Below are 14,570 nucleotides of genomic sequence, written 5' to 3' on the forward strand. Positions count from 1 at the left end.
GGGCGCCGGCGGGGGTCACCGCACGGCGGCCGGTCGGCGCGCCCGGCTACTGTCGGGACGTGACAGCAGCTGGGGCCGACCTCACCCTCCGGCACCCGGTGGAGCGCTTCCGACTGGAGAACGGGCTGCGGGTCGTGCTCGCACCCGACCGCAGCGTGCCGGTGGTCGCCGTGACCGTCTCCTACGACGTCGGGATGCGCAACGAGCCGCAAGGCCGCACCGGGTTCGCCCACCTCTTCGAGCACCTGATGTTCCAGGGTTCGGCCAACGTGCCGAAGATGGAGCACGCCCGCCTGGTCCAGGCCGCGGGGGGCACCTTCAACGGCTCGACCCACCAGGACTTCACCAACTACTACGAGGCGCTGCCCGCCGAGGCGCTGGAGCGCGCGATCTTCCTCGAGGCCGACCGGATGGCGGCGCCGGCCATCACCGAGGAGAACCTCCGCAACCAGATCGACGTGGTGAAGGAGGAGATCCGGGTCAACGTCCTCAACCGGCCCTACGGCGCCTTCCCCTGGCTGCAGTTGCCGCAGATCGCCTTCGAGAGCTTCGCCAACACCCACGACGGCTACGGGTCCTTCGTCGACCTCGAGTCCTCCACCGTCGAGGACGCCGCCGACTTCTTCCACCGCTACTACGCGCCCGGCAACGCGGTCGTGTGCATCGGTGGGGACCTCGACGTGGAGGAGACCGAGCGGCTGGTGCGCCGCTGGTTCGGCCCCATCGAGGCGCGGGACGTGCCGCCGACCGTCGCCACCGGCGAGCGGTCCCCGACGGGGGTCCGCTCCGGCGTCGTCGAGGACCGCCTGGCGCCGACCCCCGCGGTGGCGATCGGCTGGCGGGTCCCGGACCCGGTCGGTGACCTCGACACGTACCTGGGCACGGTCCTGCTCGCCGAGTTGCTCAGCGAGAGCGACGCCTCCCGCCTGGAGCGCCGCCTCGTGCACGACGACCAGCTGGCCGTGGCCCAGAGCAGCTACGTCGGCCTGTTCGGCGACCCCTTCGAGGTCCGGGACGCGACGCTGCTGACCACCCAGGTCCACCACCCGGCGTCGGTCACCGTCGAGAAGGTGCTCGCCGCGGTGCACGAGGAGATCGGCCGCATCGCCGACGAGGGCGTCGGGTCCGAGGAGCTCGCCCGGGTGCAGGCCCGCGCCGAGGCGCAGTTGCTGCGCCAGGCCGACTCCGTGCTCGGCCGCACGCTGGCCTTCGGCACCGCCGAGCTGATCCACGGCCGGGCCGAGCTGGCCGGCGAGCTCGCGGCCCGGCTCGCCGCGGTCACCCCCGACCAGGTCCGGACCGCCGCCCGCGGGCTGGACCCCGCTACCGCTGCCATCCTCGAACTGCGCGCGACAGGAGGACGGTCGTGAGCCAGCCCGCTCTCGTCCCGCCGCTGGGCGAGCCCCGCCCGCAGCCGGAGCTCGCCGTCACCGAGGCCACCCTGCCCAGCGGGCTGCGCCTGGTCGTCGTCCCGCGGCCCGGCGTCCCGCTCGTGGAGCTGCGGCTGCGGGTGCCCTTCGCCGCCGCGACGGCGCGGGCCGCGGCCGCACACACCGCCCGGGCGTCGGTGCTGTCCGGCGCCGTCCTGCTCGGCACCGAGGCGCACGACGCGACCGGCATCGCGCAGCTGTTCCAGGCCCACGGCGGGGAGCTGTCGGTCTCGGCCGACCCCGACCGGTTGCTGTTCGCCACCACGCTGCTGTCCGAGGGGCTGGCCCCGGTGCTCGGCGTGCTGGCCGAGGTCCTCACCGCCGCCACCTACCCGGCCGACCAGGTCGAGGCCGAGCGGGCCCGCGTCGCCGAGCGGATCTCGATCGCCCGGTCCCAGCCGGGCGTGATCGCCCGCACCGCGCTGGCCGCCCGCCGCTACGGCACCCACCCCTATGCCGAGCAGCTGCCCGCTCCGGAGGCGGTCGCCGCCGTCCGCGGCCCGGCCCTGCGCAAGCTGCACCGCGAGCGGGTGCTGCCTGCCGGCAGCACGCTCGTGCTCGTCGGGGACCTCGACCCGGCCGCCGCGGTCGAGGCGGTGGGCGAGGCGCTCGGCGGCTGGACCGGCGAGGGCACGGCGGTGGCCGCCCCGCCGGCACCGACGACGGCCCCGGGACACCTCGAGGTGGTCGACCGGCCCGGCGCAGTCCAGTCCAACCTCCGGCTCGGCGGCCCCGCCCCGAGCCGCACCGAGCCGGACCTGCCCGCCGTGCGGCTGGCCAACATGGTCTACGGCGGCTACTTCTCCTCGCGGCTGGTCGAGAACATCCGCGAGCGGCGGGGCTACAGCTACAGCCCGCGCAGCTCGGTCGACCACCTCGCCGGCGCATCGTCGTTCCTCGTCGAGGCCGACGTCGCCACCGAGGTCACCGGCCCGGCGATGCTCGAGGTCCTCTACGAGCTGAGCCGGATGGCGCTGACCCCGGTCACCCCGGAGGAACTGGACGGCGCCCGGCGCTTCGTCCTGGGCAGCATGGCGCTGTCCACCGCCACGCACGCCGGCCTGGCCAGCACGCTGTCGGCGCTGGTCGGCGCCGGGCTGCCGCCGAGCTGGCTGACCGAGCACCAGCGGGCGCTGGCCGAGGTGACCGTCGAGCAGGTGCAGGACGCGGCCCGCCGCTACCTGCAGCCAGCTGCGCTGACCGCGGTGGTGGTCGGGGACGCCGAGCGGGTCGCCGACGAGTTGCGGGCGCTGGGCCCGGTCGACGTCCGCGCCTCGGCCGAGGCGACGGCGTGACCGTCCCCGACGGGGGCAGCACGCCGGCCGACAACCCGCCGATCCACGACCCCGCACGCGGCTCGTGGCCGGAGAGCCGGCCGTCCCCGCCGGGCGAGGTGCCGGTGCTCTCCCGCTCCGCGCACGACCGGAGCCACCTGGCCCGCTCCCTGCCCGACCCCACCGGCGGCCGGCCGGTGCGGGTGCTCACCGTCGACGAGCGCCGCCAGGTGCCCGTCGAGGAGGGCGACGGCGGTCCCCGGCTGCTCTGGGAGGAGCGGCCGCAGCTGCCCGAGGGCGCGGTGTTCCTCGGGGAGGCCGACGGCGTGTTCTACGCCGCCGTCCGCGGGGACCGGCGGCTGACCGTCGGGAGCCGGCCGGTGGACGCCTGGAGCGGGCTGCGCGAGCTCGGCGCCGACCTCGACGACCTCGACGCGGGCCTGCTCGCCCAGGCCATCGGCATCCTCGAGTGGCACGAGCGGCACCGGTTCAGCCCGCTGTCCGGGGCGGAGACGACCGTGGAGCGGGCCGGCTGGGTGCGGCGCGACCCGGTGACCGGCGCGGAGCTGTTCCCGCGCACCGACCCGGCGGTGATCATGCTGGTCCACGACGGCGCCGACCGGTGCATCCTCGGCCGGCAGGCGGTCTGGCCTCCGGGGCGGTTCTCGATCCTCGCCGGGTTCGTCGAGCCGGGGGAGTCCGCCGAGGCCGCCGTCGCGCGGGAGGTCGCCGAGGAGGTCGGCGTCCGGGTCACCGACATCCGGTACGTCGGCAGCCAGCCGTGGCCGTTCCCGCAGTCGCTGATGCTCGGCTACACCGCCCGCGTGGAGGGCGACCCCACGCTCCGGCTGGACCCCACCGAGATCGAGGAGGCCCGCTGGTTCACCCGCGACGAGCTGCGCTCCGGCGCCGGCCCGCGGGCGCTGCCCCCGGCGGTCTCCATCGCCCGGCACATCATCGACCGCTGGGTGGTCGGCGACCTCGGCTGAGGGTCCTCAGCCGAACCGGCCCTGCAGCACGAGTGCGGGGTGATCGGGGGAGTCGGCCAGGACGACGGCGTCGGCCAGGGCCACGGGGTCGACCTCGGCGTCGTAGCGGTCGAAGGCAGGCAGCTCCCACGCCTGCTCGGCCGGGGTGCGCCGGCGACGGGCCGCCGGGGCGACCCGCAGGTGGACGACGACGTCGAACGCCAGCCCCAGCCCCTGCAGCAGCGGTCCCGGGACCAGCAGCACCCCACCGGGCGACATCGGCTCCGGGGGGACGCGGGCCGCCCGGTCGCGGACGACGTCCCACAGGACCGGCAGGTACTGCCCGGAGCCGCCCGGCCCGACCGGGTCGAGGACCTCCCGGGCCAGCGCGCCGGCGTCGAGCCAGTCGGTGTAGCGGGCGTCCGGGTCGGTCCGGCCGTGCTCGAAGCGCAGCGAGGCCGGGCGGAGGAACCCGCCGGCGGGGACGACGGCGACGGGCCGCCCCAGCGCCGGCAGCCGCTCGGCCACCGCGTCCGCGAGCACCCCGGGCGCGGCGACGTCCGGGCCGTCCACGGCGACCCGCAGCGCGGTCGCGCCCGGTTCCGGGGCCAGGTCGCCGAGCAGTCCGGCCAGCCGGTCGGCGAGCGCCGCCGGCGTCAGCGGCTCCGGACGGGTCAGGACCGGTCCTCCGCGGCCTCCCGGCTCCCGGCCGCTGCGTCGCCGGCGGCCGAGGTGCCGGGCCGGAGCAGGGCGCAGTCGGCCGGAGCCTCCGGCTGCGCGCGGGTCTCGAGCCCCTCGAGCACCTCGCGCGCGAGTTCGGCGACCGGCCGCCCCTGGGACCGCGCGCTGCCGCGCAGCAGCTCGAACGCGCACCGCGCCGTGATGCCGTGCCGCTCGGCGAGGACGCCGATCGCCCGTTCCGTGGACACCCGCGCCGCCAGTGCGTGCTCCAGCTGGGCCACCGTCCGCTCCAGGGCGGCCAGGCGGGCCTCGCGCGGGTCGGCGTCGGGATCGGCCGGCCCGACCGGGCCGCGGGCGGCGCGCCGCGCCGTCCGGCCCGGCTCGACCAGCGCGCCCAGTTCCTCGGCGACGAGGTCGGCGAGCGACATGCCCTCGACGAGGTCGCCCACGTCCTCCGCGCGGCCGGGGGCGAGGACCGACCAGCCCCGGCCGGTGCGGGCCACCACGACCGCGGGTCCCTCCGACCCGAGTGCGTCGTCGGGGCAGGCGGCCGCGGCGGCTGCGTGCTCGACGCTCGAACTCACGACGGCGTCCTCCGGGAAGGCGGGCCCGGCCGGGTGCCGGGACGTCAGCGGGCCGTGGTCGTCACAGCCCTCGTCGGACGATCATGCCTCGTCGCACACCGAGTCTGGGGGACCACTCGCCGTCACGCCTCCGCGGTCTGCGCGAGCTGGTCCTTGACCTCGTCGATGCTGGGGTTGGTCAGGGCGTTGCCGTTGGCGAACACGAGGGTCGGCACGGTGCGGTTGCCGCCGTTGGCCTGCATGACGATGTCCGCGGCGGCCGGGTCGCGCTCGATGTCGACCTCGGCGAAGTGGATCCCCTCGCGCTGCATCAGCTTCTTCAGCCGCACGCAGTAGCCGCACCAGGTGGTGGTGTACATGGTCACGGCGGCGGTCGCTGCACTCATCGAGGGGGTCCTCCCTGGGGATCGGGGTGGCGGCGCGGTGGAGTCCGGCCACTGCGGGGGGTCAACGCCGCGCGCCTGGGGATGCTTCCCGCGTGCGTCGGTGGCGGCTGGGAGGATGGGGGCGGCCATCGAGGGAGAGAGACGGGGGGCCGGATGTCGCAGATCGCCGGGGCGCCCGGCGTCGTCCGGGGCGCCGAGGCGGTGCTCGCGCAGCTGGACGACGAGCAGCGCGCGGCCGCCCAGGCCGTCTCCGGGCCGGTCTGCATCCTCGCCGGTGCCGGCACCGGGAAGACGCGCACGATCACCCATCGGATCGCCTACGGGGTGCACACCGGTGCCTTCGTGCCCGAGCAGGTCCTCGCGGTCACCTTCACCGCCCGGGCCGCCGGTGAGCTGCGCGGGCGCCTGGCCGGCCTCGGGGTCGGCGGCGTGCAGGCGCGCACCTTCCACGCCGCGGCCATGCGCCAGCTGCGCTACTTCGCCCCGCAGGTGCTCGGCGGCCCGATGCCGGGGCTTGTCGAGAACAAGCTGCGGCTGGTGGCCACCGCCGCGTCCCGGGCTCGGCTGTCGACCGACCGCACCAGCCTGCGCGACCTGGCCAGCGAGATCGAGTGGGCCAAGACCACGCTGGCCACGGCGGAGGACTACCCGGCCCGCGCCCAGGCGGCCGGCCGCGAGCCGCCGTTCGAGCCGGCCGCGGTCGCCCAGGTGTACGCGAGCTACGAGTCGGCCAAGCAGCGCGACGGCGTCCTGGACTTCGAGGACCTCCTGCTGGTCACGGCCTACGCGCTGGAGGAGCACCCGGACGTCGCCCGCCAGGTGCGCAACCAGTACCGGTACTTCGTCGTCGACGAGTACCAGGACGTCAACCCGCTGCAGCAGCGGCTGCTCGACGCCTGGCTCGGCGGCCGGGCCGACGTCTGCGTGGTCGGCGACCCCAACCAGACGATCTACTCCTTCACCGGCGCCGACCCCGACTACCTGCTCGGCTTCGCCGACCGCTATCCCGACGCCGAGGTGGTCAAGCTGGAGCGCGACTACCGCTCCACCCCGCAGGTCGTGGCGCTGGCCAACAAGCTCATCGGTCAGGCGCCGCGGCGCAAGGGGCTGCCCGGGCTGCGGCTGCTGGGTCAGCGCGCCGAGGGGCCGGCGCCGCGTTTCTTCGAGCACCCCGACGAGCCGACCGAGGCCGCCGCGGTCGCGCAGGCCTGCCGCGCCCTGGTCGAAGCCGGGATGCCGGCCGCCGAGATCGCGGTCCTGTTCCGGATCAACGCCCAGTCCGAGGTCTACGAGAACGCGCTGAGCGCCGCGGGCGTCCCGTACGTGCTCAAGGGCGGGGAGCGGTTCTTCGAGCGGCCGGAGGTGCGCGAGGCGGTCCTGCTGCTGCGCGGCGCGGCCGCCGGCGGCACCGAGCCCGGGGCGCTGGTGCCCACCGTGCGCGACGTGCTGGCCTCGACCGGCTGGGTCGAGCACCGCCCGCCGCCGGGCGGAGCCGCGCGCGACCGCTGGCAGTCCCTGGCCGCGCTGGTCGACCTCGCCGTCGACCTGGTGGCCGAGGACCCGACGATGGACCTCGCCGGCTTCGTGGGCCACCTGGCCGCCCGGGCCGACGCCCAGCACGCGCCCACGGTGCAGGGCGTCACCCTGGCCTCGATGCACGCGGCCAAGGGCCTGGAGTGGGACGCGGTGTTCGTCGTCGGTCTGGTCGACGGCGTCCTCCCCATCGCGCAGTCGCTGTCCCGCCCGGAGGCCGTGGAGGAGGAGCGGCGGCTGCTCTACGTGGCCGTCACCCGGGCCCGGGAGCAGTTGACGCTGTCGTGGTCCCTGGCCCGCAACCCCGGTGGCCGCCGGTCGCGGCCGCGTAGCCGGTTCCTCACCGGACTGGTCCCGGAGTCGACCCCGACGGCCGCCCCCCCGGCGCGGCGGCAGAAGCGCCCGAAGGTCGTCCTCGAGGGCGAGGCGGGAGAGCTGTTCGAGCGGCTCCGGGCCTGGCGCAGCGAGGCGGCCGCGTCGGCGTCGGTGCCCGCCTACGTCGTCTTCACCGACGCGACGCTGCAGGCCATCGCCGAGTCCCGCCCGTCGACGCTGCGGGAGCTCGCCGCGCTGCCGGGGATCGGGGCGCGCAAGCTCGAGCTCTACGGCGAGGACGTGCTGGCGACGGTCGGTTCCTGACGCGTCGCCGTCCGTGACGGCGGACGGGTGAGCTGGGTCACTCCGACACGGCTGGATTAATTGCGTTGACCCCCTCCGCGACGGCCCCCTACTGTCCTGTTCGCGCTCGGGGCACCGCCCCGAGCCGCACCAAGCCCGAGACCGGCCGGCAGGCCGGGATCCGACCCCGGGAAGGAGGGGGACCGATGATCACCACGACGTGGATCGCCACCCCCGCCGGGGTCTCCGGCCCGGGGAGCCTCGCCGTGCGTCCGGCCGCCTTCGTCGCGCCGCCCGCCGCCGCCCGCCTCCGTGCCCTGCCCCTGACCGGCGTCGTCGCCGGCGCGTGCTCCCGCGTGCCCGCCGTCGCCCCGGTCTTCGGCACCGACGTCCCCGGCGCGCCGCAGTTCGACCTCGTGCCCACCGGCCGTGGCCGTGTCGCCACTCCCGGGACCGATGAGTTCGGCACCCGCACCGACGTCATCCAGGACAAGCAGAACGACAGCACCACCCTCGGGATCCCCTTCTCGAGGAGACCGCTGAGCTAGCGCTCGACCGGTCCTCCTCGAGGCCGCGGAACCCGACACCGGGCTCCGCGGCCTCTCTCTTTCGTCCCCCGCGGCACCCGGCCCCGACTCCCGGTCGGCGGGCCCCCGCCGGCTGCAGACGACGAGTACGAGGAGGAGCGGCAGTGCAGCAGGCGATCGACCGCCCGACGACCCACCGCCGACCCGGGCTCCCCCGGACCGGCGGTTCCCTTCCCCGACGGCCGGTGACCCCGGTGTCCCCGGCCCCGGTGCGGCTCCCGCTGCCGTGCCGGACCGACCCGGACCTGTGGTTCGCCGAGAGCCCGGCCGCGCTCGAGCAGGCCAAGACGCTCTGCGCGAGCTGCCCGGTCCGGGACGCCTGCCTGGCCGGCGCCCTGGACCGCGGCGAGCCGTGGGGCGTCTGGGGCGGCGAGATCTTCGAGCGCGGCGTGGTCATCCCGCGGAAGCGGCCGCGGGGACGGCCCCGCAAGGTCGCGGTCGCGTGAGAGAGGACCTCCCACCACCCACCACTCGCGGGCTCGCGGCGGGGCCCTGCAGGGAAGCCGCACCACCCACCACCCACCACCCATCCCGGCCCGCCGAGCGGCGGGCACCCGGACCACCGAGGACTGACGTGCACACCATCGAGTACGACCTCGCCGTCGACCGACTGCGCGAACTGCGCGCCGAGGCCGACACCGCCGCGCGCGCCCACCGGCTGCGCGCCGCCCGCCGCTGGGCCCGTCGCGCCGAACAGGCGACGCGGCGCGCCGCGCGGGCCAGCGCCGCCGTGCGCTGACGGCGGTCCGTCCGCGGGGGCCTGCGTGGCCCCGCCCGATCCGCGGCCGGGTCCCGGACGCTCCCGGTGCGTCCGGAGCCCGGCCGCCTCTGTGCTCGGAGCGCCCCGGCGCGCAGGCTGGGGGAGTGGACGACGACCTGAGCTGCGCCCGGTGCGGCCGGAGGGGGACCGCGGCCGACGTCGCGACCGGCTGGTCGTCGAGCACCCCGCCCCGGCCGACCGGCTCGACCGGCCCGCGGGAGCCCGGGCCGCTGACCGTGCTGTGCCCGGCGTGCGCCCGGGAGCACCTCCGCGACCTGGAGGCGCGGCTGGACCCGTGACCCCTCAGCCGGTGAAGCCGGGCAGCCACTCCTCGATGACGCTGCGGAAGTCACCGGCGGAGTCGAGCTGGCAGAGCACCCCGATCGAGCCGATCGTCACGCGGTGGATGAGCAGGTAGGCCGGCGGCAGGTTGAGCATCCGGCCCAGCCGGCTGGCCTCGCTGCGCGGGTCGGCGACGCGGGTGGCCTGCTCCTGCATCCAGCCGCGGGTGAAGTGGAAGTGGTGCGAGGCGATCGGCTCCAGCAGCGGGAGCAGGTAGTCCAGCACGCCCTGCGCGTCCACCTCCACGCCGGGCCGCACGAAGCCCTCCGTGCGCAGGTCGGCCAGGACGTCCTCGGCCCGGCCCTCGAGCGCCCAGCGCACCAGCCGGCCGATCGGCTCGGGGTGCCCGTCGGGCAGCCGGGCGGTGGCGCCGAAGTCGATGACGCCCAGCCGGCCGTCGGCCAGCAGCCGGAAGTTGCCCGGGTGCGGGTCGGCGTGCAGCAGCCCGGCGCGCTGGGGCCCGGAGAAGTGCAGCACCGACATCAGGAGGCCGGCACGGTCCCGCTGCTCCCGCGTACCCGAGGCGATGATCCGCGACAGCGGCGTCCCCTCCAGCCACTCGGAGACGATCACCTTGGGCGCGCTGGCCACGACCCGGGGGACGACGAGCTGCGGGTCGTCGACGTAGGCGGCGGCGAAGGCGCGCTGCGCATCGGCCTCGAGCCCGTAGTCCAGCTCCTCGACCACCCGGGCCTTGAGCTCGGCGATGAGCGGTTTGACGTCCATCCCCGGGAACAGCGCGGCGAACAGCCGGGCGAACCGCGACAGCTGGTTGAGGTCGGCCATCAGCGCGGTGGCTGCCCCCGGGTACTGGATCTTCACCGCGACGTCGCGGCCGTCCCGCCAGGTGGCGCGGTGCACCTGCCCGATGCTGGCGGCCGCCGCCGGAGCGTCGTCGAAGTGCCGGAAGCGCTCCCGCCACCTGCCGCCCAGCTGCTGGGCGAGGACCGCGTGGACGGTCCGCGCCGCCATGGGCGGCGCCTCCTCCTGCAGCTTCACCAGCGCCTCGCGATAGGGCGCGGCGACCTCCTCGGGGACGGCGGCCTCGAACACCGACAGCGTCTGGCCGAGCTTCATCGCCCCGCCCTTGAGCTGGCCCAGGACGGCGAACAACTGCTCGGCGGTGCGCTGCTGCAGCTCGGCGGTGACCGCCTCGGCGGGCCGGCCGGACAGCCGCTTGCCGATGCCCAGGGTCGCCCGCCCGGCGGCGCCCAGGGGGAGGGAGGCCAGCCGCGCGGTCCGGGAGACCGAACCCCGTGGGATCCCCCGTCCGGTCTCGGTCACGCGTTCTCCTCGCTGCTGGCTCTCTGGACCGCCGTCACGGCAGCACACGCCCCCCGCGGGCCGTCGACGCACTCTGCCCGCCATTGTCCCCGAGTGGTGGGTGCGGCGCTGGGAGACCTCCCTCATGTCCCCCCATCGAGGCCCGGGTCGGGCGCTCCGCAGCCGCAGTCGGGGTGGGGCCGCCAACGACGCAGCCGGGGCACGAGGTCGGGCGGGCGCAGCTCCACGGTCGCCCCCAGGGACGCCGGTGCGCCGCTGCCGTCGAGGTAGGCCAGCACCTGGACGGCCGCGGTCGCCGCCGTCATGAGGCAGGTGACGGTGGCCCCGCCCGGGGGCGCGGGCGCGGCGGTCAGCTGGGCGGCGAGCGCCGGCCACCCCGGGTCGGCGTCCCGCCGGTGCAGCTCGGCGCAGGTCAGGCAGCTGGTGGCCCCGGGGACCACGAGCGGGCCCACCACGCCGGTCTGCCCGCGGACGGTCGCCACCAGGTGCGGCACGCCGCGGCGCTGCAGGTCCGCGGCCAGCGGGTCGGAGGCGGCCCACGGGGCGGTGAGCACGACCAGGTCGCCGGACGTGCCGGGCGGCAGCGGGCGCAGGTCGGCCAGCGGGCTGGCGCGGCGGACGGCGTCGGCGGCGGCCAGCGCTCGCGGGCGGCCCTCGTCCGCGGCCTCGAGCCCCCCGACGACGGCGTCCCCGGCGGTGACCGGTCCGGCGTCCCGGACGCTCACCCGGCCCACCCCGCTCGCGGCCAGGACGGCGGCCAGCGGCACCCCGACCCGGGTCGCGCCCTCGACGACCACCGACGCCCCGCGGCGGGTCCGCCACGGCGACACCTGCCGGGGCCCCCGCGCGGCGGCCACGGGGAGCTCGGACCGCGTCCGCGCCGCCGCGGCCGGGCCGGCGTCCGAGGCGAGCAGGTCGGCGGCGTCGAGGTCGACCAGCAGACCGGTCGCCCGCAGCCCGTCGAGCAGCGTGCTCACCGCGGTGGGGTCGTGCCCCTCCCGGGCCGCGTCGGCCACGACCCGCCGCTGGGTGCGCCGCCCGTCCAGCCCCCGCAGCAGGGCGGGGAGTTCCTGCGGGCCGGGGCTCACGCGCAGCCCGTCGGTGGAGTCGGCCCCGCCCACCTGGAGCTCGCCGTGGGAGCCGGGCCCCGCCAGCCGCAGGAGGGGGACCGTCGGGGGCAGCAGCGGGTGTGCGGTGTCGTCCACCCCGGCAGGCTCGCAGCCGCCGGCCCCGCCGCGCCTGCGTCGTCCACAGGGTGTGGCGGTCCACAGACCCCGGAGACGACGACGGCGGCACCCGCCGCGCGGGTGCCGCCGTCCGTGGCCGGAGGGTCTCAGGCCTTGCCGAGGATCCGGTTCATCTTGGTGCCGCACACGGGGCACGTGCCCTGCGCCATGCGGCGGCCGGACTCGCTGACCTTGACCTCGCCGTCGAAGTCGCGCTTCTCCTTGCACTTCACGCAGTAGCCGTTGTAGCTCTCCGCCACGGTGCCTCCTCTTCTCCAGGCCTGTTCGGTGCCCGTCCCGGGCGCCGTCCTGCCGAACGCTACCCGCGGCGCGCCCGCCCACTCGCTCGACGGGGGAGGCTCCACCCACAGCCTGTGGACAGACCTGTGGAGGGCGTGGGGACGCCTCGGCGTGTCCCTGTGCGCGAACGGGGGACGAGGCGGTGCACCGGCCTCCGGAGCAGGTCGCGACTCGCCGTCCGACCTGCGCGAACGCCGTTCCGTGAGCTGTGGACGGCGGATCGGTGGGGTGCCCGTCCCCGGGACGAGGGCCCTTCTGTCCACCGTCCGTGCGACATGCCCGCGCCGAGGGCGCGGTGGTGCGGCGTCGCGGCCCGGCGGTGGCTACGGTGCCTGCGTGCCCGGAACGTCCCCCGACACCTCCCGCTCCGCCGCCGCCCCGTTCCCGCAGGACGGCCGGGGTTCCCGCGCCCTCCCCGTGAACCGGTCGGACCGGAGCGCGTCGGCGACGGTGCTGCCGGAGGACGTGGAGGTCCGTCGCAGCGCGCGGCGCCGCCGTACGGTGACCGCCTACCGGGAGTCCGGGCGGACCGTCGTGCTCATCCCGGCGGCGTTCAGCCCGGCCGAGGAGCGCCGCTGGGTGGCCCAGATGGTCGCGAAGCTGCAGACCCGGGAGGAGCGGCGGCGCCGGTCCCTCGGTGGGGACGACGAGCTGATGTCCCGTGCCCGGGCGCTGTCGGAGGCCCACCTCGACGGCGTGCCGCAGCCGGCCAGCGTCCGCTGGGTGGACAACCAGCAGCGCCGCTGGGGGTCGTGCACGCCGGCCGACCGGACCATCCGGCTGTCCAGCCGGCTGCGGGCGATGCCCGAGTACGTCGTCGACTACGTGCTCGTGCACGAACTGGCGCACCTGATCGAGCCCAGCCACGACGCGACGTTCTGGGCGCTGGTGGCGCGCTACCCGCGGGCCGAGCGCGCCCGCGGGTTCCTCGAGGGCGTGGAGCTCTCGCACGCCGACGGCCCTGCTCCGGCCGCCGGCGGCGACGACCTCGTGGACTGAGAAAGGACCCCCTGCCCCCCACCGAGAGAGGACCTCGTCCTCCTCGTCCCTCGCAGGCTCGGGACGAGCCTCTGGACGAGGCCGGCGGCGGGACCCTGCAGGGGGCCTGGGTGGGCCGCTGCCCGTGTCCCGGTCGGGGACCCTCCGGGCCCCGCGACCGGTCCACCGCGGCTGCGTGCCGTCCCCGGCGCTCGATGCCGGGCTCAGTCCTTGGTGCCGTCCTGCGGGTCCTCGTCCGACGGCTTCTGCTCCTCGGTCGGCTCCTCGGTGAGGGCGCGCAGTTCGTCGTCCACACCCTGCCGGGCCACGAAGTCCAGCGGCTCGTCGAGGTCGTCGGAGGTCGGCAGCAGGTCCGGGTGGGACCACAGCCGGTCCCGCTCGGCGTTGCCGTGGCGCTGGGCCATGGCGCCCCAGACGGTGGCGGCGTCCCGCAGCCGCCGGGGCCGCAGCTCCAGGCCGACCAGCGTCGCGAAGGTCTGCTCGGCCGGACCGCCCGACGCACGGCGCCGGCGCATCGTCTCGGCCAGCGCGCCATGGCCGGGCAGCCGCTCACCGGCGGCGGCCGCGACGACGGCGTCCACCCAGCCCTCGACCAGGGCCAGGAGGGTCTCCAGGCGGCGCAGCGCCATCTGCTGCTCCGGCGTCTCCTCCGGCTCGAGCAGCCCGCTGCCCAGCAGCTGCTGGATGCTCTCCGGGTTGCTCGGGTCGATGCCGCCCATCGACCCCATGGCCTCGTTGATGCCGCGCTCGATGGCCTCGCGGTCGACCTTGATGCCGCGGGCGTAGGCGTGCACGGCGTCGTGCAGCTGCTGGCGCAGCCAGGGCACGTGCACGAACAGCCGCTGCGACGCCGCCTCGCGCAGCGCCAGGAACAGCCGGACCTCCTCCGCCGGACGGTCCAGTCCGGCGGCGAACTCGGCCACGTTCTGCGGCAGGAGCACGCCGGCGCCGGCGGGGGCCAGCGGGATGCCCACCTCGGTGCTGGTGAGGACCTCGCCGGACAGCCGTCCCAGCGCCTGGCCGACCTGGGCGCCGAACATCAGCCCGCCCATCCGGCCCATGATCCCGGCCAGCGGGCCGGCCATCGCCGCGGCCTCGGCCGGCAGCGCGCTGGTCATGGCGCCGACCACCCGCTCGGCCAGCGGGTCGATGAGCTCGCTCCACGCGGGCAGGGTCTGCTCGACCCACTCCACGCGGGACCACGCCAGCGCGCGGTCCACCCCCGACGGCAGCTCGGTGACCTGGTCGAGCCAGAGGTCGGCCAGGCGCAGCGCGTCGGCGACGGCGGCGCGCTCGGCCTCGGACGTCGGCTGGGACCCGGTGGCCAGCGTGCTGATCGCCCCCTGGCGGGCGAGGTCCCAGTTGACCGGCCCGCCGGACCAGTTCATGAGCTTCTGCAGCTCGGCGAACAGCGGCATCTTGCCGAGCAGCTCCTCGGGCGCGCCCGCGCCCGCGCCGCCACCGAAGAGGGCCCCGAAGCCGAACGGGTCGTTGCCGCCGCCGGCTCCGGGCTGGTCGCGGCGCTCGGGGTCGCGATCGGGGAGGCCGAAGCCGAACGGGAGATCGCTCATGCCACCACGGTAGACGTGGTGATCTCC

Annotated in this window: 16 protein-coding genes; 9 read left to right on the forward strand and 7 right to left on the reverse strand. The window is 76.5% G+C overall.

The genetic code is table 11. From position 1 onward, the window contains the following. Nucleotides 1-59 precede the first annotated feature (59 nt). Genes ACI79D_RS12150 through nudC form a run of 3 tightly spaced genes read left to right on the forward strand, consistent with a single transcriptional unit; the run spans nucleotide 60 to nucleotide 3,693 of the window. Nucleotides 60-1,370, forward strand: coding sequence for a M16 family metallopeptidase (locus ACI79D_RS12150; RefSeq protein WP_456918669.1), 1,311 nt, complete (start codon nucleotides 60-62; stop codon nucleotides 1,368-1,370). Further along, nucleotides 1,367-2,725 carry a M16 family metallopeptidase gene (locus tag ACI79D_RS12155; RefSeq protein WP_456918670.1) on the forward strand — a complete coding sequence of 453 codons (1,359 nt, stop codon included), beginning with the start codon at nucleotides 1,367-1,369 and terminating at the stop codon, nucleotides 2,723-2,725. The genes ACI79D_RS12150 and ACI79D_RS12155 overlap by 4 nt, the downstream gene beginning before the upstream one ends. Further along, on the forward strand, nucleotides 2,722-3,693 hold the full coding sequence (gene nudC, locus ACI79D_RS12160) for an NAD(+) diphosphatase (protein ID WP_456918671.1): 972 nt from the start codon (nucleotides 2,722-2,724) through the stop codon (nucleotides 3,691-3,693). Before ACI79D_RS12155 ends, nudC begins: the two co-directional genes overlap by 4 nt. Nucleotides 3,694-3,699: 6 nt before the next feature. Here the strand turns inward: nudC and ACI79D_RS12165 are convergent, their stop codons facing one another. From ACI79D_RS12165 to ACI79D_RS12175, 3 genes are all read right to left on the reverse strand, one after another. Continuing rightward, nucleotides 3,700-4,245 carry a uridine kinase gene (locus tag ACI79D_RS12165; RefSeq protein WP_456918672.1) on the reverse strand — a complete coding sequence of 182 codons (546 nt, stop codon included), beginning with the start codon at nucleotides 4,243-4,245 and terminating at the stop codon, nucleotides 3,700-3,702. A 101-nt stretch (nucleotides 4,246-4,346) separates the two neighbouring features. Further along, on the reverse strand, nucleotides 4,347-4,937 hold the full coding sequence (locus tag ACI79D_RS12170; protein ID WP_456918673.1) for an ANTAR domain-containing protein: 591 nt from the start codon (nucleotides 4,935-4,937) through the stop codon (nucleotides 4,347-4,349). A 122-nt stretch (nucleotides 4,938-5,059) separates the two neighbouring features. Next, a complete protein-coding gene (locus tag ACI79D_RS12175; protein WP_456918674.1) occupies nucleotides 5,060-5,323 on the reverse strand; it encodes a mycoredoxin in 264 nt (87 codons plus the stop codon). A gap of 153 nt (nucleotides 5,324-5,476) precedes the next feature. Here ACI79D_RS12175 and ACI79D_RS12180 point away from each other — a divergent pair, with 153 nt between their 5' ends. The 5 genes from ACI79D_RS12180 (at nucleotide 5,477) to ACI79D_RS12200 (ending at nucleotide 9,120) form a co-directional block, all read left to right on the forward strand. Then, nucleotides 5,477-7,495 carry an ATP-dependent helicase gene (locus tag ACI79D_RS12180; protein WP_456918675.1) on the forward strand — a complete coding sequence of 673 codons (2,019 nt, stop codon included), beginning with the start codon at nucleotides 5,477-5,479 and terminating at the stop codon, nucleotides 7,493-7,495. 185 nt (nucleotides 7,496-7,680) lie between these two features. Continuing rightward, nucleotides 7,681-8,022 (forward strand): hypothetical protein, encoded by a 342-nt coding sequence (locus tag ACI79D_RS12185; RefSeq protein ID WP_456918676.1) that lies wholly within the window; start codon nucleotides 7,681-7,683, stop codon nucleotides 8,020-8,022. A gap of 233 nt (nucleotides 8,023-8,255) precedes the next feature. Further along, on the forward strand, nucleotides 8,256-8,507 hold the full coding sequence (locus tag ACI79D_RS12190) for a WhiB family transcriptional regulator (protein ID WP_456918677.1): 252 nt from the start codon (nucleotides 8,256-8,258) through the stop codon (nucleotides 8,505-8,507). A gap of 128 nt (nucleotides 8,508-8,635) precedes the next feature. Beyond that, nucleotides 8,636-8,800 (forward strand): hypothetical protein, encoded by a 165-nt coding sequence (locus tag ACI79D_RS12195; protein WP_456918678.1) that lies wholly within the window; start codon nucleotides 8,636-8,638, stop codon nucleotides 8,798-8,800. A gap of 125 nt (nucleotides 8,801-8,925) precedes the next feature. Continuing rightward, a complete protein-coding gene (locus ACI79D_RS12200; RefSeq protein WP_456918679.1) occupies nucleotides 8,926-9,120 on the forward strand; it encodes a hypothetical protein in 195 nt (64 codons plus the stop codon). Between the two features lie 4 nt (nucleotides 9,121-9,124). On the opposite strand, the gene ACI79D_RS12205 is transcribed toward ACI79D_RS12200, so the two are convergent. The 3 genes from ACI79D_RS12205 to ACI79D_RS12215 form a co-directional block, all read right to left on the reverse strand. Beyond that, nucleotides 9,125-10,447 (reverse strand): ABC1 kinase family protein, encoded by a 1,323-nt coding sequence (locus tag ACI79D_RS12205; RefSeq protein ID WP_456918680.1) that lies wholly within the window; start codon nucleotides 10,445-10,447, stop codon nucleotides 9,125-9,127. A 122-nt stretch (nucleotides 10,448-10,569) separates the two neighbouring features. Beyond that, entirely contained in the window at nucleotides 10,570-11,652 is a 1,083-nt protein-coding gene (locus ACI79D_RS12210) for a ThiF family adenylyltransferase (RefSeq protein ID WP_456918681.1), read from the reverse strand. 128 nt (nucleotides 11,653-11,780) lie between these two features. Then, nucleotides 11,781-11,933 (reverse strand): DUF5679 domain-containing protein, encoded by a 153-nt coding sequence (locus ACI79D_RS12215; RefSeq protein ID WP_012950213.1) that lies wholly within the window; start codon nucleotides 11,931-11,933, stop codon nucleotides 11,781-11,783. Between the two features lie 376 nt (nucleotides 11,934-12,309). Here ACI79D_RS12215 and ACI79D_RS12220 point away from each other — a divergent pair, with 376 nt between their 5' ends. After that, nucleotides 12,310-12,972 (forward strand): M48 metallopeptidase family protein, encoded by a 663-nt coding sequence (locus tag ACI79D_RS12220; protein ID WP_456918682.1) that lies wholly within the window; start codon nucleotides 12,310-12,312, stop codon nucleotides 12,970-12,972. A gap of 203 nt (nucleotides 12,973-13,175) precedes the next feature. On the opposite strand, the gene ACI79D_RS12225 is transcribed toward ACI79D_RS12220, so the two are convergent. Continuing rightward, nucleotides 13,176-14,543: a zinc-dependent metalloprotease gene (locus ACI79D_RS12225; protein WP_456918683.1), complete on the reverse strand. Its 1,368-nt coding sequence runs from the start codon at nucleotides 14,541-14,543 to the stop codon at nucleotides 13,176-13,178. Nucleotides 14,544-14,570 lie beyond the last annotated feature (27 nt).

The sequence above is a fragment of the Geodermatophilus sp. SYSU D00708 genome, from assembly GCF_054050115.1.

Bases quoted from the DNA above. Each gene is read 5' to 3' on its own strand.
- ACI79D_RS12225 (WP_456918683.1), bottom strand. From the start codon at position 14,543: ATGAGCGATCTCCCGTTCGGCTTCGGCCTCCCCGATCGCGACCCCGAG.
- ACI79D_RS12175 (WP_456918674.1), bottom strand. From the start codon at position 5,323: ATGAGTGCAGCGACCGCCGCCGTGACCATGTACACCACCACCTGGTGC.
- ACI79D_RS12185 (WP_456918676.1), top strand. From the start codon at position 7,681: ATGATCACCACGACGTGGATCGCCACCCCCGCCGGGGTCTCCGGCCCG.
- ACI79D_RS12180 (WP_456918675.1), top strand. From the start codon at position 5,477: ATGTCGCAGATCGCCGGGGCGCCCGGCGTCGTCCGGGGCGCCGAGGCG.